The sequence below is a fragment of the Limnohabitans sp. 63ED37-2 genome, assembly GCF_001412535.1.
Classification (GTDB): domain Bacteria; phylum Pseudomonadota; class Gammaproteobacteria; order Burkholderiales; family Burkholderiaceae_C; genus Limnohabitans_A.
The window spans coordinates 2,811,812-2,836,389 of the sequence record NZ_CP011774.1 but is presented as its reverse complement, the minus strand read 5'-3'; the positions used below and the strand labels follow the sequence as shown (position 1 = coordinate 2,836,389).

Annotated in this window: 26 protein-coding genes; 12 read left to right on the top strand and 14 right to left on the bottom strand. The window is 60.9% G+C overall.

The features are described from left to right. Positions 1-24: 24 nt before the first annotated feature. Both L63ED372_RS13375 and L63ED372_RS13370 read left to right on the top strand, forming a co-directional pair. Positions 25-909, top strand: a complete 885-nt coding sequence (locus tag L63ED372_RS13375; RefSeq protein ID WP_062406577.1) for a branched-chain amino acid ABC transporter permease — start codon at positions 25-27, stop codon at positions 907-909. A gap of 4 nt (positions 910-913) precedes the next feature. Continuing rightward, the gene (locus L63ED372_RS13370; RefSeq protein WP_062406573.1) at positions 914-1,873 is read left to right on the top strand and encodes a branched-chain amino acid ABC transporter permease; all 960 of its coding nucleotides are present in this window, start codon (positions 914-916) and stop codon (positions 1,871-1,873) included. 77 nt (positions 1,874-1,950) lie between these two features. Here L63ED372_RS13370 and L63ED372_RS13365 read toward each other — a convergent pair whose 3' ends face one another. From L63ED372_RS13365 to L63ED372_RS13355, 3 genes are all read right to left on the bottom strand, one after another. Continuing rightward, positions 1,951-2,487 (bottom strand): 2,4'-dihydroxyacetophenone dioxygenase family protein, encoded by a 537-nt coding sequence (locus L63ED372_RS13365; protein WP_062406570.1) that lies wholly within the window; start codon positions 2,485-2,487, stop codon positions 1,951-1,953. 77 nt (positions 2,488-2,564) lie between these two features. Continuing rightward, positions 2,565-3,119 (bottom strand): adenine phosphoribosyltransferase, encoded by a 555-nt coding sequence (locus L63ED372_RS13360; protein WP_062406567.1) that lies wholly within the window; start codon positions 3,117-3,119, stop codon positions 2,565-2,567. A 3-nt stretch (positions 3,120-3,122) separates the two neighbouring features. Beyond that, positions 3,123-5,108, bottom strand: coding sequence for a monovalent cation:proton antiporter family protein (locus L63ED372_RS13355; protein ID WP_062406564.1), 1,986 nt, complete (start codon positions 5,106-5,108; stop codon positions 3,123-3,125). 112 nt (positions 5,109-5,220) lie between these two features. Here L63ED372_RS13355 and L63ED372_RS13350 point away from each other — a divergent pair, with 112 nt between their 5' ends. From L63ED372_RS13350 to lptC, 3 genes are read left to right on the top strand one after another with little or no spacing between them, the layout of a single operon-like run. After that, a complete protein-coding gene (locus L63ED372_RS13350) occupies positions 5,221-6,207 on the top strand; it encodes a KpsF/GutQ family sugar-phosphate isomerase (protein WP_062408116.1) in 987 nt (328 codons plus the stop codon). 1 nt (position 6,208) lies between these two features. After that, complete coding sequence (locus tag L63ED372_RS13345; protein WP_062406561.1) at positions 6,209-6,796, top strand: KdsC family phosphatase; 588 nt, start codon at positions 6,209-6,211, stop codon at positions 6,794-6,796. Continuing rightward, on the top strand, positions 6,793-7,401 hold the full coding sequence (gene lptC, locus L63ED372_RS13340; RefSeq protein WP_062406558.1) for an LPS export ABC transporter periplasmic protein LptC: 609 nt from the start codon (positions 6,793-6,795) through the stop codon (positions 7,399-7,401). Before L63ED372_RS13345 ends, lptC begins: the two co-directional genes overlap by 4 nt. Positions 7,402-7,588: 187 nt before the next feature. Here lptC and L63ED372_RS13335 read toward each other — a convergent pair whose 3' ends face one another. Continuing rightward, positions 7,589-8,182 (bottom strand): RNA recognition motif domain-containing protein, encoded by a 594-nt coding sequence (locus tag L63ED372_RS13335; protein ID WP_062406554.1) that lies wholly within the window; start codon positions 8,180-8,182, stop codon positions 7,589-7,591. Between the two features lie 230 nt (positions 8,183-8,412). After that, complete coding sequence (locus tag L63ED372_RS13330; RefSeq protein ID WP_062406551.1) at positions 8,413-9,615, bottom strand: ammonium transporter; 1,203 nt, start codon at positions 9,613-9,615, stop codon at positions 8,413-8,415. Positions 9,616-9,820: 205 nt separating this feature from the next. On the opposite strand from L63ED372_RS13330, the gene L63ED372_RS13325 reads away from it, so the two are divergent. From L63ED372_RS13325 to L63ED372_RS13310, 4 genes are all read left to right on the top strand, one after another. After that, positions 9,821-10,387 (top strand): TMEM165/GDT1 family protein, encoded by a 567-nt coding sequence (locus L63ED372_RS13325; RefSeq protein ID WP_062406548.1) that lies wholly within the window; start codon positions 9,821-9,823, stop codon positions 10,385-10,387. A 242-nt stretch (positions 10,388-10,629) separates the two neighbouring features. After that, positions 10,630-11,784 carry a homoserine O-succinyltransferase MetX gene (gene metX / locus L63ED372_RS13320; protein ID WP_062406545.1) on the top strand — a complete coding sequence of 385 codons (1,155 nt, stop codon included), beginning with the start codon at positions 10,630-10,632 and terminating at the stop codon, positions 11,782-11,784. After that, positions 11,781-12,365, top strand: coding sequence for a methionine biosynthesis protein MetW (metW, locus tag L63ED372_RS13315; RefSeq protein ID WP_062406542.1), 585 nt, complete (start codon positions 11,781-11,783; stop codon positions 12,363-12,365). The genes metX and metW overlap by 4 nt, the downstream gene beginning before the upstream one ends. Position 12,366: 1 nt before the next feature. Beyond that, entirely contained in the window at positions 12,367-13,548 is a 1,182-nt protein-coding gene (locus L63ED372_RS13310) for a Bcr/CflA family efflux MFS transporter (RefSeq protein ID WP_062406539.1), read from the top strand. Positions 13,549-13,631: 83 nt separating this feature from the next. Here L63ED372_RS13310 and L63ED372_RS13305 read toward each other — a convergent pair whose 3' ends face one another. From L63ED372_RS13305 to L63ED372_RS13290, 4 genes are all read right to left on the bottom strand, one after another. Next, the gene (locus L63ED372_RS13305) at positions 13,632-14,732 is read right to left on the bottom strand and encodes a GDSL-type esterase/lipase family protein (RefSeq protein WP_197275268.1); all 1,101 of its coding nucleotides are present in this window, start codon (positions 14,730-14,732) and stop codon (positions 13,632-13,634) included. 155 nt (positions 14,733-14,887) lie between these two features. Further along, positions 14,888-15,730, bottom strand: coding sequence for an HpcH/HpaI aldolase/citrate lyase family protein (locus tag L63ED372_RS13300; RefSeq protein ID WP_062406533.1), 843 nt, complete (start codon positions 15,728-15,730; stop codon positions 14,888-14,890). Continuing rightward, positions 15,721-16,971, bottom strand: a complete 1,251-nt coding sequence (locus L63ED372_RS13295; RefSeq protein WP_062406530.1) for a CaiB/BaiF CoA transferase family protein — start codon at positions 16,969-16,971, stop codon at positions 15,721-15,723. Before L63ED372_RS13295 ends, L63ED372_RS13300 begins: the two co-directional genes overlap by 10 nt. Beyond that, the gene (locus L63ED372_RS13290) at positions 16,968-17,936 is read right to left on the bottom strand and encodes a Bug family tripartite tricarboxylate transporter substrate binding protein (protein ID WP_062406527.1); all 969 of its coding nucleotides are present in this window, start codon (positions 17,934-17,936) and stop codon (positions 16,968-16,970) included. The genes L63ED372_RS13295 and L63ED372_RS13290 overlap by 4 nt, the downstream gene beginning before the upstream one ends. Positions 17,937-18,002: 66 nt before the next feature. Between L63ED372_RS13290 and L63ED372_RS13285 the strand changes: the two genes are divergently transcribed. Both L63ED372_RS13285 and L63ED372_RS13280 read left to right on the top strand, forming a co-directional pair. Continuing rightward, positions 18,003-18,500 carry a MarR family winged helix-turn-helix transcriptional regulator gene (locus L63ED372_RS13285; RefSeq protein ID WP_062406524.1) on the top strand — a complete coding sequence of 166 codons (498 nt, stop codon included), beginning with the start codon at positions 18,003-18,005 and terminating at the stop codon, positions 18,498-18,500. Between the two features lie 311 nt (positions 18,501-18,811). Further along, positions 18,812-19,060 (top strand): hypothetical protein, encoded by a 249-nt coding sequence (locus L63ED372_RS13280; RefSeq protein WP_156343631.1) that lies wholly within the window; start codon positions 18,812-18,814, stop codon positions 19,058-19,060. A 57-nt stretch (positions 19,061-19,117) separates the two neighbouring features. Here the strand turns inward: L63ED372_RS13280 and L63ED372_RS13275 are convergent, their stop codons facing one another. Genes L63ED372_RS13275 through L63ED372_RS13265 form a run of 3 tightly spaced genes read right to left on the bottom strand, consistent with a single transcriptional unit; the run spans position 19,118 to position 21,600 of the window. After that, positions 19,118-19,654, bottom strand: a complete 537-nt coding sequence (locus L63ED372_RS13275) for a VOC family protein (protein WP_062406518.1) — start codon at positions 19,652-19,654, stop codon at positions 19,118-19,120. 17 nt (positions 19,655-19,671) lie between these two features. After that, entirely contained in the window at positions 19,672-19,914 is a 243-nt protein-coding gene (locus tag L63ED372_RS13270; RefSeq protein ID WP_062408114.1) for a DUF2783 domain-containing protein, read from the bottom strand. Positions 19,915-19,932: 18 nt separating this feature from the next. Continuing rightward, positions 19,933-21,600 carry an FAD-dependent oxidoreductase gene (locus tag L63ED372_RS13265; RefSeq protein ID WP_062406515.1) on the bottom strand — a complete coding sequence of 556 codons (1,668 nt, stop codon included), beginning with the start codon at positions 21,598-21,600 and terminating at the stop codon, positions 19,933-19,935. A 242-nt stretch (positions 21,601-21,842) separates the two neighbouring features. On the opposite strand from L63ED372_RS13265, the gene L63ED372_RS13260 reads away from it, so the two are divergent. Next, positions 21,843-22,616, top strand: a complete 774-nt coding sequence (locus tag L63ED372_RS13260; RefSeq protein WP_062406512.1) for a FadR/GntR family transcriptional regulator — start codon at positions 21,843-21,845, stop codon at positions 22,614-22,616. A gap of 1 nt (position 22,617) precedes the next feature. Here L63ED372_RS13260 and L63ED372_RS13255 read toward each other — a convergent pair whose 3' ends face one another. Together L63ED372_RS13255 and L63ED372_RS13250 are read right to left on the bottom strand one after the other, a co-directional pair. Continuing rightward, positions 22,618-23,637 carry a Bug family tripartite tricarboxylate transporter substrate binding protein gene (locus L63ED372_RS13255; RefSeq protein ID WP_062406508.1) on the bottom strand — a complete coding sequence of 340 codons (1,020 nt, stop codon included), beginning with the start codon at positions 23,635-23,637 and terminating at the stop codon, positions 22,618-22,620. A gap of 29 nt (positions 23,638-23,666) precedes the next feature. Continuing rightward, a complete protein-coding gene (locus tag L63ED372_RS13250; RefSeq protein ID WP_062406505.1) occupies positions 23,667-24,539 on the bottom strand; it encodes an isocitrate lyase/PEP mutase family protein in 873 nt (290 codons plus the stop codon). Positions 24,540-24,578: the final 39 nt, after the last annotated feature.

The following is a 24,578-nucleotide window of genomic DNA, read 5'->3' as shown; positions in this document are numbered from 1 at the left end:
GTTCAAGCAAGTCGATAAATCACCATGGAAATCTTTGGCATACCCTCACAAGCCCTGTTCGGGCAATTGCTGATCGGGCTGATCAACGGCTCTTTTTACGCATTGCTCTCGCTGGGCCTGGCCGTGATTTTCGGCTTGCTGAACATCATCAACTTCACCCACGGAGCCCAGTACATGCTGGGCGCCTTTGTGGCCTACCTTGGCTTGACCAAACTCGGCATCAACTACTGGGTCGCACTTGTGGTGACACCTGTGGTGGTGGGTGCCACCGGCATGCTGATTGAGCGCACCATGCTCAAACAGCTGTACAAGCTGGACCATCTGTATGGCCTGCTGCTCACCTTCGGTCTGGCCCTGATCATCCAGGGTTTGTTCCGACACGAATTCGGCTCTTCGGGCATGCCTTATCCAGTGCCCGAAGTTTTTAAAGGTGCTTACAACACCGGTTTCATGTTTCTGCCCAAGTACCGCGCCTGGGTCATTGTGGCTTCGCTGGTGGTGTGTTTGACCACTTGGTACGTGATCGAGCGGACCAAGCTGGGCGCCTATCTGCGTGCCGCCACTGAGAACCCCAGCTTGGTGCAGGCTTTCGGCATCAACGTGCCGCGCATGATCACCCTGACCTATGGCTTCGGTGTCGGTCTGGCCGCTTTTGCCGGTGTGATGGCTGCACCCATCTACCAAGTTAACCCGACCATGGGCGCCGACATCATCATCGTGGTGTTTGCCGTGGTGGTGATTGGCGGCATGGGCTCCATCATGGGGGCCATCCTCACGGGTTTTGGTCTGGGTCTGATCGAAGGCCTGACCAAGGTGTTCTACCCCGAAGCCTCCAGCACGGTGATTTTCATCATCATGACCATTGTTCTCTTGATCAAGCCCGCAGGCCTGTTCGGCACCCAGAAGTAAGACCATGACCACTGTCTCGACCCCCACACTCAAGACCCAGTCGTTCACCCACCAGTGGGTGGCCTTTGCCATCATGGTGCTTGTCTTGGTCATCGCCCCGATCTGGGTGTACCCCATCTTCCTGATGAAGGTCATGTGCTTTGCCTTGTTTGCGTGCGCCTTCAACCTGCTGATTGGTTTTGGTGGGCTGCTGTCTTTTGGCCACGCCATGTTTTTGGGTACCGCAGGTTATGCCGCAGCCCATGCGGCCAAAGTCTGGGGCTGGAACCCGGAGTTGGCCGTGTTGTTTGCCACAGCTTGTTCCGGCTTGCTGGCGCTGGTCACGGGCATGTTGGCCATTCGCCGACAAGGCATTTACTTCGCCATGATCACCTTGGCGTTTTCGCAAATGGTGTTCTTCTTCTATCTGCAAACGCCTTTCACAGGCGGCGAGGACGGCATCCAGTCGGTGCCTCGGGGCAAGTTGTTTGGGGTGTTCGATTTGTCCGATAACTCGGCCATGTATGCGTTTGTGTTGGCGATCTTCCTGGCTGGCTTTGCCCTGATCTGGCGCATCATTTATTCGCCCTTTGGCCAGATCCTCAAGGCCATCCGCGAAAACCAAGACCGTGCGATTTCGCTGGGTTACGACACCGACATGTTCAAGCTGATCGCTTTTGTCATCTCGGGCGCATTGGCAGGCACTGCCGGTGCCACCAAGTCGCTGGTGTTCCAACTGGCCTCTCTCACCGACGTGCATTGGTCCATGTCGGGCGAGGTGGTGTTGATGACGCTCCTGGGGGGGTTGGGCACCTTGTTCGGGCCTGTGGTCGGCGCGGCTGTGATCGTGAGCATGCAAAACTACCTGGCCCAGTTTGGTGCATGGGTGACCATCATCCAGGGCGTGATCTTTGTGATCTGCGTGCTGGCTTTCCGCCGGGGCATCATTGGCGAAATCGCCCACTGGCTGAAGAAACCGCTCTGACACAGCGCCTCACTGCGGTGAGGCCTCCAGAAGAAAACCGCCCACAGAGCGGTTTTTTCTTATCCGAAATCGGCGTCTCAACGCATGAAAGTCTTCACATAATCCGCGCCCAAGCCCACGGCCTCAAAGTGGGCGCGGTACTTCTCGATGCGGGTGAACACGTCGTCGTAGCCGGTGGCATTGCCTTGGGTGTCCACGTACATCAGGGCGCCGTGCACGGTGAACATCGTCACCATGTCCTGGCAATCGTCGGGCACCACCAGGGTGTGGGTTTCGCCCGGGGGTTCGAACACATAGCTGCCTTCTTTGGCCACCCAGTCGTGTTCCAGATAGAGCCATTTGCCACGCAGCACATGCGCATGCACCATGCCGGAATGTCGGTGGCGCTGCAGTAAGCCCGAGCGCTTGACTTTGAGCAGGTGCACATAAAAACCGCCCGTCACGTTCAGGTGCAGAGGACGCGACCAGATGCCTGGAGCGACGGGGGCCCACAGGCGTTCGTCTTCGGTCTGCACATCGTGCACCACCATGTCGGGGGCCATGCCCCAGGGCTGGAGTTTGGCATAAGGCACGCGGTCGTCGGAGGCCGCTGGCGGCGTGTGGTTTGAGCTCATGGGGTGGTCTGGGCCAAGTGGAAAACCCCCAGCTTATGCCGCTTCAAGTGACTTGTCAGCGCCGCGCGTGACAGCCCTCAATGCCCCTCGAAAGACACCAGCGTGAAAAGTTTGAGGCCTGTGGCGCGAATGCGCTCAGAACCGCCCAGCTCGGGCAAATCCACAATGGCTGCGCCCTCGATCACCGTGGCGCCGAGTTTTTCGAGCAGTTTTTTACCCGCCATCATGGTCCCGCCCGTGGCGATCAGGTCATCGATCAGCAGCACCCGCTGGCCGGGTTTGACCGCGTCTGTGTGCAGCTCCACGGTGGCGCTACCGTATTCCAGTTCGTAGGTTTCTTCCACCGTGGTGAAGGGCAGTTTGCCTTTCTTGCGGATGGGCACAAAACCCAGTCCCAACTCATAGGCCACCACCGAGCCCAAAATGAAACCCCGTGCATCGAGCCCGGCCACCACGTCTGGGCGCAAAGCCGGGTGCATGTAACGGTGCACAAAGGCATCGATCAGCACACGGAACACGCGGGGGTCTTGCAGCAGTGGTGTGATGTCTCGGAACTGCACGCCAGGCGCAGGCCAGTCGGGCACGGTGCGGATGTGGCTTTTCAAATAATCATTGACGTTCAAATCGTCCATGCCTCAACCTCTCAGGAGTTTTTCTTCGGCCACGGCCAGGGTTTGGGATTTGCCCGACAGCACCAGCGTGTCGCCCGGATGCAGCACGGTGTCATCTCCGACGGTTTCGGGCTGACCGTTGACGCGGCGCAGGTTCACCACACGCACCCCCATGGCGTGAAAAGTCAGGTCTTGGATCTGTTTGCCCAACCAAGGCGAGGCCATGGGCAGGCCCACGGTGGTCAAGCGCTCGTGGTCAATTTCTTCCAGCGTGTCGTCATCGGCACCATGGAAGTAACCGCGCAGCAGGTTGTAGCGAGCATCGCGCTGGTCTTGCACGATGCGGATCACACGGCGCATGGGCACACCCACCAAGGCCAGCGCATGGCTGGCCAGCATGAGCGAGCCCTCGAGCGCCTCGGGCACCACCTCGGTTGCGCCAGCGAGCTGCAGCTTTTCCAGATCGAGGTCGTCGGTGGTGCGCACAATTACCGGCACTTGCGGCGCATGGCTGTGGGTGTGGTCGAGTACCTTCATGGCAGCGGGCACATCCAAGTAGGTGATCACCACTGCGCTGGCGCGGGCCAAGCCCGCGGCCATGAGTGACTGCAGGCGTGCGGCATCGCCAAACACGACCGAATCTCCGGCAGCAGCCGCTTGGCGCACCCGGTCGGGGTCCAGGTCGAGCGCCATGTAAGGGATGTTTTCCTTTTCGAGCATGCGTGCCAGGTTCTGTCCGCAACGACCGTAGCCACAAATGATGACGTGCTTGCTGGTGTTGATCGACTTGCGGGCGATGGTGGTCATCTGCAAAGACTGCTGCAACCACTCACTGGCCACCACCTTGAGCACGATGCGCTCGCTGTGCATGATGATGAAAGGCGTGGCCATCATGGACAGCACCATGCTGGCCAACACCGGGTTGAGCAAGGCCGGTGGAATGATGTTGCTCTGCGCACCCAGTGTGAGCAACACAAAACCGAATTCACCCGCTTGGGCCAGGTACAAACCGGTGCGCAAAGACACTCCGTTGGACGCGCCCGTCAGCTTGGCCAGGGCTGTCACCAACACCAGTTTGAACAACACCGGCAAGGTGGTCAGGATCAGCACCAAAGGCCAGCGCTCGACCACAATGTGCCAGTCCAGCATCATGCCAATGGTGATGAAAAACAGGCCCAACAACACGTCGTGGAAAGGCCGGATGTCCAGCTCCACTTGGTGTTTGTATTCGGTCTCGGAAATCAGCATGCCCGCAATGAAGGCCCCCAGCGCCAGGCTCAGGCCCGCCAATTCGGTGATCCAGGCCAGCCCGAGCGTGACCAGCAGCAAGTTCAGCACAAACAGCTCTTCGCTTTTGCGCCGTGCCACCAGGGTCAGCCACCAGCGCATCACGCGTTGACCGCCTGTCATGAGCAAGGTGATCAAGACCGTGGCTTTGAGCGCAGCCATCATCAAAGCGGTGAGCATCTGGTCAGCGGGGGCGCTCAGGGCCGGGATCATCACAATCAGGGGCACAACGGCCAAATCCTGAAACAGCAACACACCCACCACCCGCTTGCCGTGCTCAGACTCCAGCTCCAGCCGGTCGGCCACCAGTTTGATCACGATCGCCGTGCTGCTCATGGCCATGGCGCTTGACAGCGCGAGCGCGGTTTGCCACTCCATCTTCCACAGCGTGGGCGCCAAGTTGGCCACAAACAATGAAAACACCGTCACGATCACCAGCGTGAGCAGCACCTGCAACAGGCCCAGACCAAACACATGCTTGCGCATGGAGCGCAGCTTGGGCAGGTTGAATTCGAGCCCGATCACAAACATCAAAAACACCACGCCAAATTCAGCCAGGTGTTTTACGCCTTCGGAGTTTTGTGCCAGCGCCAAGGCGTTGGGGCCAATCACCACACCCACCGCCAGATAGCCCAGCATGGGCGGCAGCTTGAGCATGCGGCAGCCCACCACGCCCAGCACGGCCGCCAGCAAATACAACAGGGTCAATTCCAAAGCGCTCATGCACCAATGGTAACAAGCGCGTGTGACCCGTGTGGCGTTGCCGCCGATGAGTTCTCTCCTGGGCGAGGGCTTGAATACGCCCGTGGTGGGGCCTGGCACTCTGCCCGATAAAATGCCCACCATGCTTGCCCATTCCGACCACACCTTGCAGCTCGCCCGCGAAACCCTCGACATCGAGGCCGCCGCCTTGCTCCGATTGAAAGACCGGCTGGACGAGCGCTTCGTCCAAGCCGTGAACATGGTGTTGGCTGTGCAAGGCCGCGTGGTGGTCACCGGCATGGGCAAAAGCGGGCACATTGGCCGCAAAATTGCCGCCACGCTGGCCTCCACAGGCACCCCCGCCATGTTTGTCCACCCAGGGGAAGCTAGTCACGGCGACCTGGGCATGATCAAAACCGTGGACGTGGTCTTGGCCATCTCCAACAGCGGCGAAAGTGACGAGCTGATCGCCATCTTGCCCGTACTCAAGCGACAGGGCGTGCCCTTGATCGCGCTGACCGGCGGCCTGCAGTCTTCCTTGGCTCGCCATGCTGATGTGGTGCTCGACTGCTCGGTGGACAAAGAAGCCTGCCCCCTGAATTTGGCCCCCACGGCCAGCACCACGGCCCAGCTGGCCATGGGCGACGCGTTGGCGGTGGCCCTGCTCGATGCACGGGGCTTCAAACCCGAAGACTTTGCCCGCTCGCACCCGGGCGGTTCCTTGGGCCGCAAGCTGCTCACGCATGTGGCCGATGTGATGCGCAAAGGTGACGAGGTGCCGCAAGTCGGGCCCGATGCCGAATTCACCGCCCTGATGCGTGAGATGAGCAACAAAGGCCTGGGTGCCACCTCGGTCACGGATTCGGATGGCCGCGTCCTGGGTGTGTTCACCGATGGCGATTTGCGCCGATTGATTGAAAAAGGGGTGGACCTGCGCAGCTTGTGTGCCCGAGAGGTCATGCACCCCAATCCGCGCACCATCCGCCACGACGCGCTGGCCGTCGAAGCCGCCGAGATGATGGAGCTCTACCGCATCACCAGCATCTTGGTAGTGGACGCGCAGGGCCTGCTGTGCGGCGCCATCAACTCCAACGACCTGATGCGGGCCAAGGTGATCTGAGATGCAATCCCTCCAAGCACTCACACCGGCCCTGCACTATCCGCCTGAATTGCTGCTGCAAGCGCAAGGCATTCGTGTGGCCTTTTTCGACATCGATGGCGTGCTGACCGATGGTGGACTGTATTTTTCAGAAAACGGCGAGACCCTCAAGCGCTTCAACACGCTCGATGGCCAAGGCCTGAAGCTGCTGCAAAAGGCGGGCATCACCCCCGTGGTCATCACGGGTCGCGATTCGGCACCGCTTCGCCTGCGCCTGAAGGCACTGGGCATCACCCACGCCCGCTTTGGCACCGAAGACAAGCGACCGGCGGCCGAAGCCTTTTTGAGCGAACTGAATCTGAGCTGGTCCCAAGCGGCCGCCATCGGTGATGACTGGCCCGATTTGCCCGTGATGCAACGCGCCGCATTTGCTTGTGCCCCGGCCAATGCCCATGCCCAGGCCAAAGCCTTGGCCCACCACACCACCGCCGAGCGCGGCGGCGAAGGGGCGGCCCGCGCCTTTTGTGACCTCCTGCTGGTGGCGGGCGGTCACTATGCAGCCTTGCTCGCGCAAGTGGGGGTGAACGATCACCCAGGCGCATCGGCATGAACCTGCTCACGCGGGTGCGCCGCACCCTGGACCGATTGACGATTTACCTGCCCTTGTTCCTGTTTGCCATTTTGGCTTTGGGCAGTTGGTGGCTGGTGCGCAGCGTGCCCGAATTGGCCCCGCCCGGCCTCGACCCCCAGCTGCGCCAGGACCCTGATTTCCGTCTAGATCAATTCACGGTCAAATCCTTTGACGCTTCAGGCCGATTGACCCGCGAAATCAGTGGTCAAAGCGCCACCCACTTCCCGGCGACACAAAGCCTGCACATCGAGGGCGTGCGCATCTTGGCCGAAAACGAGGTGGGCACACGCCTGACGGCGCAGGCGCAAAAAGGCATCTCCCGCGAAGCCGAACAACAGGTGACCCTCTCCGGTGAAGCGACGGCGGTGAGACAAGCCGACAAGCAGGGCCCTCGTGTTGAGCTGCGTGGCGAAACTCTCACCGCTTGGCTGCAAGAAGAGCGCCTGGTCTCGGACCAGCCCGTGCGCATCACACGGGGCGGCGATGTGTTCAGCGCCCAAACCATGAACTTTGATGTCCGCAGTGGCCAATACGAACTGCAGGGCCAGGTACGCGCCGTTTTGCCGCCACGTCAGACGCCCTGAGCGGCCTGCCAAACCGACTCAAGCCCGAGCTCAGCCGCTATCCTCTATTTGGTAACTACGGGCAACCCCATTGGGTGACAGCGCTTGGTTTGCGTGGACCCCACACGGCGCCAACCCCAGAAATGACAAAGCCCTGCAATGCAGGGCTTTTTGCAGGCTGGGCGCCATGCCCAGCACAGGTGCTCGATCAGTAACCGCCGCCGTAGCCGCCGCCACCGCCTTCGCGGCCACCTTCACGGCGACCGCCACCGCCGCGGGGACCCGCGCCGTAGGGGCTGCGGAAACCACCGCCGCCGCCTTCGCCTCGGCCGCCGCCGTCACGGCCACCGCCATAACCGCCGCCGCCTTCACGGCCACCGCCGTAGCCGCCACCGCCTTCACGGCCGCCACCATAACCACCGCCGCCGCCTTCACGGCCGCCGCCGTAGCCACCACCGCCGAAGCCGCCGCCGCCGCCTCCGCCGTAACCACCACCACCGCCTTCACGGCGACCACCGCCGAAGCCGCCACCGCCTGTGCGGGGAGGACGCGCTTCCATGGGGCGTGCTTCATTGACCACCACATTGCGACCACCCAAAGGCTGGCCGTTCATGCCGTTGATCGCCGCTTGTGCTTCGTCGTCGCTGCCCATTTCCACAAAACCAAAGCCTTTGGAGCGGCCGGTATCGCGTTCCATCATGACTTTGGCGCTGGTCACAGCACCGAATTCGCCGAAGGCTTGTTCCAGATCGCCGTCGCGAACCGAGTAAGGCAGGTTACCGACGTAAAGTTTGTTGCCCATGAAAGGGACTCCTCAAAACACAGAAATAAAAGCGATGGAGCTCTGAAAGCGCATTCAACAAACCTGAAAACATCGGAAGGAAAGCGAAACTGATCTGGTCACCGCAGACTGGACTTCAGGGTTTTTGTACCGAAGTCAAGTCATTATCTGCGATATCGCCAAAAAAAATGCAAGGCATTTCCCCTAAAGCCCCGTCAAAACGTGCTCTGGCGCACCTTGATGTTGTTGTTTTACCAACTCACTTCGCGGTCTGGGGTGGCGCTGATTTTGTGAATGCTCAAGTCGGCGCCGTCGTATTCTTCTTCTTGGCTGAGTTTCAGACCCAGCGTGACTTTGAGCAGGCCATAAATCACCAAGCCACCGAGCAAGGCCCAAGCCACACCCATGGCGGTGCCGATCAACTGCGCCGTCAGGTTGACGCCGCCCAAACCCCCCAGGCTGCTGGCGCCAAAAATGCCTGCAGCAATGCCGCCCCAAGCACCGCAGATGCCATGCAAGGGCCACACGCCCAACACGTCGTCGATCTTCCACTTGTTCTGGGTCAGGGTGAACATGACCACAAACAGGGCACCCGCCACAGCACCGACCACCAAGGCACCAAAAGGGTGCATCAAGTCGGAGCCTGCACACACCGCCACCAAACCGGCCAAGGGGCCGTTGTGTACAAAGCCGGGGTCGTTCTTGCCCAAGACCAAAGCCGCCAAGGTGCCGCCCACCATGGCCATCAAGGAGTTGACCGCCACCAGTCCCGAAATCTTGTCCAGTGTCTGGGCGCTCATCACATTGAAGCCAAACCAACCCACGATCAGGATCCATGAACCCAAAGCCAGGAAAGGAATGCTCGAGGGTGGGTGCGCCGACACCACGCCGTCCTTGCGGTAACGGTTGTAGCGGGCACCCAGCAAAATCACAGCCGGCAGCGCGATCCAGCCGCCCATGGCGTGAACCACCACCGAGCCCGCAAAGTCATGGAACTCATCGCCCGTGACGGCCTTGATCCAGGCCTGCACGCCAAAGTGCTGGTTCCAGACAACGCCCTCAAAGAAGGGGTAAACAAAGCCCACGATCACCGCTGTGGCGATCAACTGCGGCCAAAACTTGGCCCGCTCGGCAATGCCACCCGAAATGATGGCAGGAATGGCCGCCGCAAAGGTCAATAAAAAGAAGAACTTGACCAGGTCATAACCGTTCTTGGCGGCCAGCTGCTCGGCCCCCACAAAGAAAGTGGTGCCGTAGGCCACGCTGTAGCCCACCACAAAATAAACCACGGTGGACACCGAAAAATCCACCAGGATTTTGACCAACGCGTTGACTTGGTTCTTTTTTCGAACCGTGCCCAGCTCTAAAAATGCAAAACCGGCGTGCATGGCCAACACCATGATGCCGCCCAACAAAATAAAAAGCGCATCAGCGCCCTGTTTTAGTGCTTCCACGATCGTCCTTCGATGATTTTTGAATCAATTTGGTGCATTTTGAGGGCTGCCCACCCCCGCGCACCAAACAAAAGCAAGAAGCGCACCCAAAATGACACATGCCTGTTCGGCACCCCTGGGGCGCTTCAAGTGGGTGCCTGCGCCCCTCACGTAAGATGCACACCTTTATTTGATTGAGTCTTCTGGGCCAAGCCCGCATTCCCTCATGGAAGCATTCCTCGTCTCGACCGGTATCGTGGCCTTGGCCGAAATGGGTGACAAAACCCAATTGCTGTCATTGGTGCTGGCCGCCCGTTTTCGCAAGCCCTGGCCCATCGTGTTGGGCATTTTGGTGGCTACGCTGGCCAACCATGGTCTGGCCGGTGCCGTGGGCAGCTGGGTCACCACCGTGATGGGGCCCGATGTGCTGCGCTGGGTGTTGGGCGCATCCTTCATTGCCATGGCGGTGTGGATGCTGATCCCCGACAAACTCGACGATGAAGAAGGGGACAGCGCCCCGCGCATGGGCGTGTTTTTGACCACCGTGGTGGCCTTCTTTCTGGCCGAGATGGGCGACAAGACGCAGATTGCCACCGTCATGCTGGCCGCACAGTACAACGCTTGGTTCGCCGTGGTGGCCGGCACCACACTGGGCATGATGCTGGCCAATGCCCCTGTGGTGTGGCTGGGCGATGCCATCACGAAGCGGGTGCCGCTGCGGTTGGTGCACCTGATCTCGGCAGGCATCTTTGCCGTGTTGGGGGTGATCGCATTGTCGGGCTGGGGCAGTTGAAGCGTCTGCAAAGCAGCCCCGCCAATGGACACCTCGGCTGGGCGAAGCCTTGTGCAGCGCCCGTGCGGGGCTTTGTTTATCGCCCTTATACTTAGGTGATGCGCCGATTTGAACCCGATTGCGGGCGCCGAAACCGTGATGGTTTCGAAATTCAGCTAAATGGCGTGTGTTTCAACCCACTGAAGCCCGGCCCAGCTGACTGCGAAGCCGGGTTTTGTTTTTTGCACACCTGAACACATTCGATGCTGATCGCCGAATCCCAAAGCATGCTGTTTGAGGCCCCTTTGCCCTTGCAAAGCGGTGCGTCCATCCGTGGCTATTCGCTGAGCTACGAAACCTACGGCACGCTCAACGCTGACAAATCCAACGCCGTGTTGATCTGCCACGCGCTCAACGCCTCGCACCATGTGGCGGGCGTGTACGCTGACCAGCCCAAAAACCTGGGCTGGTGGGACAACATGATCGGCCCCGGCAAGTCGCTCGACACCGACCGCTTTTTTGTCATTGGCGTGAACAACCTGGGCTCGTGCTTTGGCTCGACCGGCCCCATGCACACCAACCCCGACACCGGCCGCGTCTATGGCGCGGACTTTCCCGTGGTCACGGTAGAAGACTGGGTCAACGCCCAAGCCCGCTTGCTCGACGCTTTGGGCATCGAACAACTGGCCGCCGTGATGGGCGGGAGTCTCGGCGGCATGCAGGCGCTGAGTTGGACGCTTCAATACCCCGAGCGCGTGAAACACGCGGTGGTGGTGGCCAGTGCCCCCAACCTGAACGCCGAAAACATCGCCTTCAACGAAGTGGCCCGCCGCGCCATCGTGACGGACCCGGACTTCCACGACGGGCACTTTTACGCACAAGGTGTGGTGCCCAAGCGCGGCCTGCGCATCGCCCGCATGATTGGGCACATCACGTATTTGAGCGACGACGTGATGAACGAAAAGTTTGGCCGCGAATTGCGCGAAGCGGTGACGCACAACGCCACCGGCTACAAATACTCCACACAAGAAGTCGAGTTCCAGATCGAGAGTTATTTGCGCTACCAGGGCGACAAGTTCAGCGAGTACTTTGACGCCAACACCTATTTGCTGATCACGCGGGCGCTCGATTACTTTGACCCGGCCCGCGCCTTTGGCGGGGACCTGTCCCAAGCGCTGGCCCGCGCCAGCTGCAAATTTTTGCTGATCAGCTTTTCCACCGACTGGCGCTTCTCACCCGCCCGCAGCCGCGAAATGGTCAAGGCCCTGCTCGACAACCGCCGCGATGTGAGCTACGCCGAAATCGATGCACCCCACGGGCACGACGCCTTCTTGCTCGACGATGCGCGTTACATGAACGTGGTGCGCTCTTACTTTGACAACATGGCGAAGACGCTGAACGAAGGAGGTGCGGCATGAGCGACCCTCTGATCATGCAAGCCATTTCCCGCCTGGTGCCACAAGGTGCCCGCGTGCTCGATTTGGGCTGCGGCGATGGGGCTTTGCTGGCCCATCTGCAACAACACCGAGGCTGTACCGGCTACGGCGTGGAGCTGGACGACGCGAACGTACATGCCTGCGTGCAGCGCGGCGTGAACGTGATTCAGCTGAACCTGGACGAAGGCCTCAGCCTGTTTGCCGACCAGTCGTTTGACGTGGTGCTGCAAATCGACACCCTGCAACACCTGCGCAACGCCGAGACCATGCTGCGCGAAACCGTGCGCGTAGGCCGCGAGGGCATCGTGGCCTTCCCCAACTTTGCTCACTGGTTCAACCGCCTGAGCGTGCTGCAGGGCCGCATGCCGGTGACCAAGCGCCTGCCCTACCAGTGGTACGACACGCCCAACATCCGCGTGGGCACCTACGCCGACTTTGGCGACCTGGCCCGCAAAAATCAGTTGCGCATCATGGACGCCTTTGGTCTGCAGCAAGGCCAGGAAGTACGACTGTGGCCCAACCTGATGGCGGGCACGGCGGTCTACAAACTGCAGCGCAGCTGACATGACCACTGCGTCCGGCTCTCCAGGCCCGGCCGCCCACAGCCCTTGGCTGATCGCCAACGTGCTGGCGCAAATCTCGTTTGGCCTCCTGGCCATGACCTTGTGCCTGCCCTCCATGCAGGAGTGGGGCACCATCTTCAGCACGCACCAAGCCGATGTGCAGCTGACCTTCAGTGGTTATGTGGTGGCCTACGGTGCCCTGCAGCTGGTGTACGGCCCGCTGTCCGACCGGCATGGGCGCAAACCCATTTTGATGCTGGGCCTGGTGGTGGCTGGGCTGGCCTCGGTCATGGCCGCGCTGGCCACCGACATCACCCAACTGACCGCCGCCCGGCTGCTGCAAGGCGCAGGCAGCGCGGCCAGCATGGTGGTGAGCCGCTCCATGGTGCAAGACCTGTTTACCGGGCCACAGCGCACACGCGTCATGGCCTACATTGGCATGGCGCTGGGCATGTGCCCGCCTCTGGCCACCCTGATTGGCGGGCAGGTCCATGTGCGCTTTGGCTGGCAAACCAACTTCGTGATGTTGGCGGTGTTGGCGGCCTGGTTGGGTTTACCGCGTTCTTCCAAACCCGCGCCCTCCAAAGGCCATTGGCTGCGGGCCATGCTGAGCGCTTATGCCCGTCTGCTGCGCGAGCCGCGCTTTTTGCTCTATGTCGCCATCCTGGCCGCGACCACCGCCACGTTTTACGCCTTCTTGGCCGGGGCACCCATTGTGCTCAAGGGTTATGGCATCGGGCCGGACGGCATTGGCTGGTTCATCATGGCCGTGCCCGTGTCCTACATCCTGGGCAACTTCATGACCTCGCGGCTGATTGCGCAAGCGGGTGAATCGCGCGTGATGGCCTGGGGTCAGGCCCTGACGCTGGGCGGTTTGGTGGTGATGCTGGCGCTGGGTCTGGGTGGTGTGCAGGCGGCGCTGGCCGTGGCTTTGCCGCTGCTCTTGCTGGGCTTGGGCCATGGCCTGCTGAATCCGCCAGCCCTGGCGGGCACCGTAGGGGTGGTGCCCGCACTGGCCGGGTCGGCCGCTGCCGTGGCAGGCCTCATGCAGCAACTCACCGGAGCCACGGGTGGCTACCTGGTGGGGCTGGTGCCGCACGAAGGTGCGGTGAACCTGGGCTGGATGATGCTGGCCTTTGCCTTGACGGGGGCTATGGCGCAGTTTTTTCTGCGCAGGCGTTGAACCACGGTCGGCACATGTGCTGGCTGTCCCATTGAATGCACAGCACCGCCGTTTTGAAACACCAGCGTGAACGAGCTTCCAGTTCAACAAAGGGCTTGGCGGAAATACACCTTGGAGAATCGGTCGGCGATCGCCGCATGGCCTGCACGGTTGGGGTGAACACCATCGCCAGCCTCACCCAAAGTGCTGTCGCCGTTGAACTGTTCACGCAAGCGACCGCTTATCTCGTCCGTCAGTGCGGCATCCACATCGGCATATTCTTCAAACAAATTGGCTTTTCGCACTTCGTCGTTAAAAGCCCTTCTGCGGGCGTCTTGCTCCGCCCCGCCATGCCCTGGCCGGTGACTGCCCAAAGCCGAGGGGATCGTGGCACCGATCACGCGCAATCCCCTCGATCGCATCTGATCGATGGCTCGGCGCATGGCCTGAACGACCGTGGCCACATCGGCCTGACCGTTTTCGCTGAAATCATTGATGCCCTGCAACCACAACACGGCTTGCACCCCAGACAAGCTCAGCACATCTCGGTAGATTCTTTCTGCCGCAGCGGGCCCGCCGCGCCAAGGCCCCACTGCGGGCAAAGGGCCCGCCACCTGGTTGCCGCCAATGCCCGCATTGACCACGGCCACCTGACGGTGCCCCTCAGCCCAAGCATGGCGTTGCATCACATCGGTCCACCGGTCATGGCCGTTGAGCGTGGTGGCTGTGCCGTCCGTCAAGGAATCTCCGAAGGCCACCACGGCACGGCATGGCTCGGGTAACCAAGCATCAATGGCATCGATGAAAAATGTGGATGTGGTGGTGTGTGGAAATCGGGTTTCAGAATCATCGGCCGCCGCCAGCAGATCACCTGGCTGCGACACATAAGAAGTGGACATGGATTTGGCATGCCAGGTGATGGGGCCACTGAACCCTTTGACACAGGCACTGAAAGCCAGCGCACGACCATTCATCCAAGGCAAAGCCTGTTCGTTCAACCAGGGCAAATCGACGGCCTGTGTCCAAACGGCCTGACCAGCCCCGATGTCCATGTCGGGCAAGGCCACGCGGGTGTCGGGCAAACACGCGCCGCCACCCGCATGCAGCGCCAATTGGATGCCCCGCAGCGCCAGGGGCCGGTCACCATAGACATGGCTGATGCGCAGGCGAAATCGGGATGACCACAAACTTGGCCGCACAACCATGCGCAACGATTGGTTCTGTAAACCCATTGGCGCATCAGGAATCGCCCTGCTGAGGTCGGGCTGTGCAATGACAGAGCCTGTGGGGTAAGCGCCTTGGGCGGACGCCGCCCAAGTGCTGACCCAATGGCCGTTGGAGAACTTCGCGGCCAAGGGTTTCACACCCCAAGCCCCAACCAACGCCGCGCCCGGTCGACGATGGGTTTGTCCAACATGCGGCCGTCCAACAAAATGGCACCCAAACCTTGTTCCCGTGCAGCTTGATCGGCGGCCAGAACACGTTCGGCCCAAGCGAGCTCTTGCTCGCTCGGCGAAAACCCACGATTAACCACCGGCACTTGGCGTGGGTGGATGCACACCGAGCCGGTGAAGCCCATGGCCCGGCCCGCATCGACGGCACGCGCAAAGCCCACCATGTCGTCCACCTCGGCGATGCTGGCGGCCAGCCCCCAGCACTGCAGGCCATGGGCATGTGCACAGGTCAGCACCTGTTGAGCGGGCCAGGTCAAAGCAGCAGGCTCAGCAGGCACACCCAAAGCGCCCGCATAGTCTTCGGATCCAAAGCCCAAAGCACACAAAGCGCTGTGACTGGCGATGGTGGCCGCGGCCAAAACGCCCCGCGGCGTTTCAATGAGGGCGGCAATGGGTGGGGCCTTTTCAGCACGCATCTGGATCAATGCCTTGGCCAGTGCCTCCACCTGATCCAAAGACTCCACTTTGGGCAGCATGATGGCCGACAGTGCTTCCACGGGCATGCCACGCAGATCTTCTTGCCACAGTGCAGGGTCACTGTTGACGCGCAAGACCACGGTAGCACCCCGTTCGGCCAATTGCCGCACTGCGGCTTGGGCCATGGGCCGGGCCGCTGCTTTGCGCTCTGGCGGAATGGCGTCTTCCAGGTCGATCACCAGGGCGTCAGCGCCTCGCTCTGTGGCTTTGGCCAGCAGGTGGTCTGCGGTCGCTGGCAAAAACAGCAAAGAGCGCAAAGGTTTCAACGGCATTCAATCGCTCCTTGGGCTTTTAATGACAGGCACTCGGCTGCGCTGGCCCCGAGTTCGCTCAAGAGTTCTTCGGTGTGCTGCCCCCGCAAAGGGGCTGCCCTGCGAATGCTGCCCGGTGTCCCTTGCAATCGGGGCGTGACCTGGTGCATGACCGTGGACACGCTGCCATCGCTGGCCTCGCATTGAACATAAACACCGCGCTGCACCACATGCGCGTCGTGAATCAACTGTGGGGGCGCGTAAATGGGGCCCACAGTCACGCCATGCTGGCGGAAATGCTTCAAGCATTCGTCCTGAGTACGCTCCGACATGAATTCGGCCACCATGGCATCGAGTTCTGCGTCATTTTCCAAGCGTGCTGCATTGCTTGCAAAACGCGGATCTTCAAACAAGGCCGACTGGCCAATGGCCTCCAAAACCCGCTTGGCCATGGTGTCTGTTGAGCCCGACATGGACACCCACAAACCATCCTTGCATCGGTAACTCCCGCGGGGCGATGCGATTTTTTGACCGGGTTCGGGGTTTATGCCTGTTGCCGCGAAATTGCTGACATCGGGGCCCATGATGGCCAGCATTGGCTCGAGCAAGGACAAGTCAATGACCTGGCCTTGGCCGCCACGCACTTCCACCTCGCGCAGCGCAGTCAAGGTGGCAAACGCTCCGGTCAAGCCCGTGACCATGTCGGCCAAAGCCATGTTGGGTAATTGGGGGGCGCCACCGTCGCTGCGGTGTTTGTGGGCATAGCCACTGAAGCCTTCGATCAAACTGCCAAAGCCTGGCAACTCGCGGTAAGGGCCTGTTTGTCCCCAACCTGACAAACGCACAATGACCAAGCCCGGGTTGTCTGCGTGTAGCTGTTCAGGACTCAGGCCCATGTTTTCCAGAGTGCCGGGCTTGAAACTTTCCACCAGGACCTGCGTGGTGGCAATCAAGCGCTTGAGCCAGTGCATGGCCTGACCATCACGCAAATTCAAAGCCAGACTGCGCTTGTTGCGGGCATAGGTGCGCCACCAGCCGTCGTAGCCATCCGGGTGGTCTGCGAGGGGCTCTCGCCACTCACGCAAAGTGTCTCCGGCTCCCGCAGACTCCACTTTGATGACATCGGCACCAAAGTCGCCCAGCTGCAAAGTGAGCATGTTGCCAGCCACCAAGCGCGACAAGTCGACCACGCGGACACCCTGCAAGGGGCCGGTAGCTTGCGCTTGAAGCGCTTGCTTGGGAAGGTGTTGGCCAGCACTCATTCCTGTTTCAAGTCCAGTTGGCGGACCAAGGGGCTCCAAGTCTCTGCCTCTTTGCGCAGCAAATCATTGAATGCGGGCATGGACACTTTGAGCGGGTCGGTTTCGACCGCTGCAAAGCGTTGCGCGACATCGGGATTGGCGAGCACTTTGGCTGCAGCTGCGGCAATTTTGTCGACCACCTCCTTGGGGGTGCCTTTGGGTGCAAACAAGCCACCAATGGCGGCCACTTGCACACCTGGAATGCCTGCCTCACTCAAAGTCGGAACGTCAGGCAGTGAGCCTTCCCGGGCCAGATCGGTGGTGGCCAATGCACGCAACTTGCCACTGCGAATCAAGGCCATGGACGCAGTCAAGGAATCGGTGGCAAACAAGACCTGCCCACCCATCAAATCGGTCAACGCGGCACCGCTGCCTTTGTAGGGGACATGGGTGGCCTGAACACCCGCTTTGCGCATGACCAACTCGCTGCCCAAATGCGTCATGGTGCCGATGCCCGCTGAAGCGAAGCTCTGTGGCTTGGACCGCACAGCTTGGAGGAGCTCGGCCATGGTCTTGGGCGCAGTGGGGGTGTTGGCCACCAAGACCGCAAAGGGTGCTCGCATCACAGGAGCAACAGGCACGAAATCTGAGAGGCTGTATTTTGCGTTGGCGTTCATCACCGGCACTACAAACAAGCCTGCCGTCGATGTGAACAACAAGGTGTAGCCGTCGGGCGCCGCGCGTACCACCGACTGGTGGCCAATGATGCCGGACGCGCCCACGCGGTTTTCCACCACCACGTTCTGGCCCAGTATCGGCCCCAGATAGCCCGCCAGCAAACGGCCTGTGACGTCACTGCCCGAGCCCGGCCCTTGGGTCACCACCAATGTGATGGGCTTGCTGGGGTAAGTGTCTGACCAAGCCGATGTGGCCCCTGAACACACCAACGCCAGGGCCCCAAAGAACCTTCCGAACTGCTTGAACATACGTGTCTCCTTGTTAAAGTGGTGTGAAATCATAGCCAAAAATCACTTGCTATAGCAAATATTGTCATGTCAAACAAAAACAAAGCCGTCAGCGTCGCCGCCTTGCGCCGTCATGCGCCTGAAGAATTGATCACGTTTCGTGTGTCCGTGTTGTCGCAATTGCTGGCCAGGGTCGTGGAAAGTTCCGTGAGCCAGGAGCTGGGCCTGTCCAGCAGGCAATGGCGGCTGTTGGTCATCCTCAACCGCTTGGGGCCGAGTACCTCGGGCCAGGTGGCTGCGGCCACGCACCTCGATCACAGCCAGGTCAGTCGTGCCAGCTACGAATTGACAGAAAAAGGCTTGATTGCCATGGCGACGGATTCAGGTGATCGCCGCCGACAACTTTTGTCGGCGACCGAGGCAGGGATAGCGCTGCTCAGGCAAGGCATTGTGGGGTCGATGGCCCGGCAAGACCGTTTGCGTTCGACGCTGAGCGACGCAGATTACGAAGCGTTTGGACGGGTCTTGGCGGTGTTGTCGGATGAGGCACACGCCATGCTGGAGGAGGGGCGAAAGCCCAAATGAGCAAGCAGCATCTAGCTTGACCAAGTACAAGCCACCCTCGTGCGACACTTGCGGCGATTTTTCGCTGGTTGATGTGACCCCTTGAGAGGCAAGCCTTCATAACTCTTCGTGCGCGAGGGCGATACACATCCTGCCCGTTCATGGGGCGTAATCCCACTTTGGTTTGAGTTGGGCACACAAGCCCTTGTGTGCAATAGGATATTTACACTGCTTGCTGTAATTTCAAGGTTACACTGATTTGAACCTTCGGCTTCAGGTCAGGCAAACCGCCCATTCAGGTGGCCCTGTTGACCCTTACCCAGGAGATGGCCTTGAACATCTACATCTATCTGTTCCTCTTGTTTGGCGCTGTGTTCGGCCTGGCCACTTTTTCCTATCAGCACATCTTCAGCGAGGGGCCTCATCAAGTCGAGACGCCCGAAGGGGGCGCCACCTTGGGCGCTCGCCTCTTGTGGGCCTTGGTCTGCACCTTTTTGTGGCCCATCATGGTCATGACCGGGCTCAACTCGGCACGGATACTGGCCAAGCGCAAACGTCAGGCGGCGGCAGCCAACGACTGAAGGGGGCGTGGGATCGGATGGGGGACACGCAGGCCCATCCGAAGCCCTTGTGTTGCTTCAGCTGTGCAGCTCGGTCTCGTGCATCCAGGCCGCGTGTTTGGGGGCGCGTTTGGTTTGGGCCCATTCATTGAGCATGTCCCACTTGCAGGCGTCGAGCTTGGCGTACATCTCGGGCGTGCCCACGTCAGCGGCCAATTCCAAGCGGTGGCCGTTGGGGTCAAAAAAGTAGATGCTCTTGAAGATGGTGTGGTTGGTGGGCCCGAGCACGTCGATGCCATTGGCTTGCAGCCGGGCCTTGGCGTCTTCCAGGGCTTGCAGGCTGTCCACTTTGAAGGCGATGTGCTGAACCCATTCCGGGGTGTTGGTGTCGCGGCCCATCTCGGGTGAGTTGGGGAGTTCAAAAAACGCCAGCACGTTGCCGCCACCCGCGTCCAGAAACACATGCATGTAAGGATCCGGGGCTTTGGTGGAGGGCACCAAGTCTTCGGCGATGGCCAGCACAAAATCCATGTTCAGATTTTTCACGTACCACTCGACGGTGGCTTTGGCGTCTTTGCAGCGGTAGGCGACGTGGTGGATGCGGTCGATTTTCATGGGGGTCTCCAAGGGGCTCAATCGGTTTGGCGGGCGGCCTGCAGCGCTTCGCGCAATACACGCAAGTCGCCAATGTGGTTGGCCAGCAGCAAAATCAGGCGGGCGTTGAGCGCCTCGCTTTGTTCGTCGCTCAGGCCGTTGTGCGCGTCGATCAGGTGTTCATAAAACTCGTCGCCGGGCGAGAAGTCGCGGAAAAAGCGGCGTCCGGCTTCGTGAAAATTCGGCGCGGTGTTCAGGGCTGTGGGGGCGTCGGTGGGCATGTCAGTTCTCTCTTCCATTCAGGCCTGTGTACCCACTTGCCCCAAGGCACGGGCCATGGCCGCTTGCAGCCGGGCGCTGTCCAGGCTGCGCCAGCGGGCCAGCACATGTTGGTCGGGGCGCAGCAAATAGGTGGTGCCGGGCTGGGCGTCGTAGCGCTTGGCCATCCAGCCTTGTATGTCCACCAGCACTTTGAAGCCGGGCACCTGCAGGGCTTGGTGGGCAACGATCAAGCTGTCCACCGGCACCGCGTTTTGCTTGAGGGCTTGCAGCGTGGCCAGCGTCTGGGCATCGGGCGCGACATCCACAAACAACAAGGCCGCAAAGCCGCGACCGACTTGATCGAGCAGCCAGGCGTCTTGGCCATTCACCTGCACAGGCGCGTCGTCCATCGGTGCGCCGGGCACCATGTTGCCTTCAAACACGTCGGTGTCGGGGGTGTTGAGCACCGATCCGGTCAAGAAAGAGGGCACCGACAAGCGGCCCGAGTTGACCAACTTGCGGGCAAAGGGGTGGTGCTTGGCCAGCGCCAGCACCTGGTTGCGGAAGGTCTTGCTGGTGCGGCTCTTGGGCGTGATGAAGTCGGTCGAGCGCGTCGAGTTCATGATGTTTTCGTCAGCGGCAAACTGGCGGTCCATCGCGTAGGTGTCGAGCAGTTTCTCGCTGGCCTGTCCCTTGATGACCAAGCCTAACTTCCACATCAAATCGTCCGCGTCTTGAAAACCCGAGTTGGCCCCGCGTGCGCCGAAGGGCGAGACCTGGTGCGCTGCGTCGCCCGCAAACAGCACACGGCCATGGCGGAAATCGGTCATGCGGCGGCACTGAAAGGTGTAGATGCTGACCCACTCCAGCTCAAACGGCCGCTCGTCGCCCAGCATGGCTTTCAGGCGGGGGATGACTTTTTCGGGCTTCTTTTCTTCTTCGGGGTCGGCGTCCCAACCGAGCTGGAAGTCAATGCGCCAGACGTTGTTGCTTTGTTTGTGCAGCAGCACGCTTTGGTTGGGGTGAAAGGGTGGGTCAAACCAGAACCAGCGCTCGGCGGGATAGTCGGCCTTCATGATCACGTCGGCGATCAAGAAGCGGTCTTGGAACACGCGGCCTTCGATGTCCAGGCCCAGATGGCGGCGGATCGGGCTGCGTGCGCCGTCGGCCACCACCAGCCAGTCGGCCTCGATGTCGAACGTGCCCTCGGGCGTTTCCACGGTGAGTGTGGCGTGGTCGGCTGATGGCGTGACGGCCGTCACTTTGTGTTGCCAGCGGATGTCGGCCCCCAATTCGAGGGCGCGTGCAATCAGCATTTCCTCGACGTGGTACTGCTGCAGGTTGATCATGCCGGGGCGCTTGTGGCCCGCGTCGGGCACCAGGTTGAACTGGTAGACCTCGTCCTCTTCGAGAAAGGTACGGCCAATGTTCCAGCTCACGCCCAAGCCACAAGCTTCGTTGGCAATGCCCAGGCGGTCCAGAATTTCGAGCGAACGCTTGGCGTAGCACACCGCCCGCGAGCCGACCGAGACGGTTTTGTCGTCGTCCAGCACCAGCACCTCCAGGCCCTGCAAGCGCGCGTCGATGGCGGCGGCCAAGCCCACCGGCCCTGCACCAATCACGATCAGTGGTTTGCGCTGCGGCGGTGTGGTCATCCACTCGGTGGAGGATTTGTAGGGATAAATCGGGTTGACGTAAGCACCCATGTCACAAGCTCCAGAAGGGTCAAAAAGCACCTGGCGGTGCCCAGGCCGTAATTTACCATTGATAAATCAATTTACCTAAACGTAATCTTATTCCGCTCTTCTGACTTCTGCCGGGGACGGCCGCGTCGCTGCGCTCCTCGCAGTGACGAGCGATTGACGGCTCAAGACCCAACGACACCTGTTTGACAGCACGTGGCTGTCCGGCCCGTTATGCTCTGACGTGTTTTTTGTATGACAACCACATGAGTCAACACTTCACCCCCGTCTCCAGCGGCGCTCGCCTGTCCGATCAGGTGGCCGAGCAGTTGAGCGCCGAGATCAAACAAGGGCGTTTGGCACCGGGCGACAAACTGCCCACCGAGGCGCGACTGGTCGAGCAGTTCGCCGTCAGCCGCACTGTGGTGCGCGAGGCGGTCTCGCGCCTCAAATCGCTGGGGCTGGTGGATTCGCGCCAGGGCAGTGGGGTGTTTGTGAATGCGCAGCAGCCTTTTGCGCCTCTGAACTTCGAAGCCCGGCACGCCGCTTCGCAAGAGGCGGTGGTCCAGATGGTGGAGGTGCGCCGCGCCTTGGAGGCCGAGGTGGCCGCGCTGGCGGCCGAGCGGCGCAGCGCCAGTGACCTGCGGGCCATTGAGCAGGCTGTCCAGGCGCTGGACCAGGCGGTGGCGTCGGGTGGTGATGGCGTGGCCGAAGACGTGAACTTTCACCGTGCCATTGCCGAGGCCACGCGCAATCCTTTTCTGATCCAGACGCTGAGTTATCTGAGCCAGTTTTTGCACGGGGCCACGCAGGTGACTCGCGCCAATGAGGCCCGGCGCGGTGACTTTGCGGCCGCTGTGCGCGGCGAACACCAAGCCATCCTCAAGGCCATTCAAGCCGGCAACCCCGCTGAGGCCCGGCAAGCCGCTGCAGCGCACATGGGCAACGCCATTGCCCGCATTCGCGAAGCCGACCCGGTGTTCTGGACCCAAGAAGGCGAGCGGCTGGCGCAGCCCCTGGTCAAGGGGCTGCGGGGCTGAATCACTCCGCCTTGATGTTGGCCGCCTTGACCACCGCCGCGTAGCGCGACAGGTCACGCGCCATGTCGCGGCCAAAGCGCTCTGGGCCGCCGGGGCTGGCGGTGATGCCCAAGGTGTTCAGACGGTCACGCACGGCCGGGTCGTTGAGCACAGCGTTCAGCTCGGTGTTGAGCTTGTCCACAATTGCCCGGGGCGTTTTGGCGGGTGCCAACAAACCCACCCAAGAGTTGATGTCGAAATCGCTGATGCCCGCTTCGATGAAGGTTGGCACATCGGGCATAGACGGCGCACGCTGCGCACTGGACACGGCCACGGCATGCAGCTTGCCCGACTTGACGTGCGAAATCGCACCCGCCACGGCGGTGTACACCAGCGGGATGGAGCCGCCCATCACATCGATCATGGCCTGGCCACCGCCTTTGTAGGGGATGTGTGTCAGGTTGGCACCGGTGCGCTGCTTGAGCAATTCACCCGCAATGTGGGGTGTGCCGCCCGTGCCGGAGGTGCCATACGACAAACCACCCGATTGGGTTTTGGACAGTGCGATCACTTCCTGCAGCGTCTTGGCCTTCACACCAGGGTTCGAGACCAGAATCAAAATCGCGTCGCCAATCTTGCCGATGGGGGCAAAGTCTTTGGCGGTGTCAAAACCCACTTTGGGAAACACATGCGGGTTGATCACCATGGTGCCGTCAAAACCCAAGAGCAGGGTGTAACCATCGGGCTCGGCCGTGGCCACCATTTGTGTGCCGATGTTGCCCGAGGCGCCGGGTTTGTTGTCCACGATCACCTGCTGACCCAAACGCTTGGACAGCTGCTCGGCGATCAGTCGTCCGCTGGTGTCGGTCACGCCGCCGGGGGCAAAGGGCACCACCAGGCGAATCGGTTTGGCAGGGTAGGCCGCTTGCGCAGCGGCCGTGCTGGCGCTCAAGGTCAAGCCGCCGCAGGCAGCGGCCATCAAGCCCGTGCTCAGCGCGGCTTTGAGCCATTGGCGGCGGGGTGTTGGGGTCTTTGGGGTCATGGTTGTCTCCTGGTGGTTATGGGGGTAAATCAATCGGTTTCGGCGTAGCGCTTTTCAAAAGCCCACACGTCTTCAAAACCCATGAGCTTGGTCAGGTCGGCGAAGTCGTACAAAGGCGTAGCGCCCTTGGCCGACGAGCCGGTATCCTTGAACTGCTGGTACACCTGCGTCATGGCCTGCACACCTGCTAGCAAGGCGGTCACGGGGAAGATGGCGATCTTGTAGCCCAGTGCTTCCAGTTCTGGCTTCGTCAGCACCGGGGTGCGGCCCTTTTCGACCATGTTGGCCACCAGCGGCACATCAAAGCTTTGGCCAATGCGGCGCATCTCTTCTTCGGACTCGGGCGACTCCACAAACAAGATGTCGGCACCGGCTTTGGCATAAGCCTCGGCCCGGCGCAGCGCTTCATCGAGGCCCAGCGTGGTGCGGGCGTCGGTGCGGGCGATGATCAAGAAGTCTTTGGACTCGCGCGAGTCCACCGCCACCTGGATCTTGCGCACCATGTCGGCCATGGGGATCACGCGGCGGCCCGGCGTGTGGCCACATTTTTTGGGGAACTCTTGGTCTTCGAGCTGGATGGCGCAAGCGCCTGCCGCTTCATAGCCCCGGATGGTGTGGCGCATGTTGAGCAGGCCGCCGTAACCCGTGTCGGCGTCGGCAATCAAGGGTGTGCGGGCCATGCCCGCCATGGCGGTGACGCGCCCGACCATGTCGCTGTAAGTGGCCAAGCCCGCATCGGGCAGGCCCATATGAGAGGCCACGGTGCCGTAGCCGGTCATGTACAGCGCATCAAAGCCAAAGCTGTCGGCCAGGCGCAGCGACACCATGTCGAACACACCGGGGGCGACCACGAGGCCGGGTTGGTTCAAACGCGCACGCAGCGCAGAGGTTTTGGAGTTCATGGAGCAGGACTCGTGCAAGAGTGATTAAATTGACAGGAA